This is a genomic window from Nocardia amamiensis, assembly GCF_015477605.1.
Taxonomy (GTDB): domain Bacteria; phylum Actinomycetota; class Actinomycetes; order Mycobacteriales; family Mycobacteriaceae; genus Nocardia; species Nocardia amamiensis_A.
Genome location: NZ_JADLQX010000299.1, coordinates 1 through 278 on the forward strand (window position 1 = coordinate 1; position 278 = coordinate 278).

Sequence of the window (278 nt, forward strand, 5' to 3'; positions counted from 1 at the left end):
GTTGGCTGCCGATGAAGCCATGCCGAAGGTCACATCGAACGCCAGTACGTTACCAATCAACGGTCGTACATCCGTCGCTACGTTGCCCGACCTGACCTGATTGCTGCTGAAGGTGTAGACGATGCGGCGTATCGGAATAACCTGCTGACCAGCGACCGCAGCAGGCATATTTGCTGGTATGTAAGCCGTCGAAAAACTGCGGCAGTCTGTAAGAATGTTCCAGTCGGCATTGGTACCGTTATTGCCCACGTCAGCGGTGATCAACGTAAGAATCACGC

The 278-nt window shown here is 54.0% G+C and carries 1 protein-coding gene; it reads right to left on the reverse strand.

The window, feature by feature from the left end; translation table 11 throughout:
- Positions 1–264: hypothetical protein (locus IU459_RS40380; protein WP_228839080.1), on the reverse strand; the 264-nt coding region annotated here is incomplete at its 3' end.
- Between the last annotated feature and the right edge of the window lie 14 nt (positions 265–278).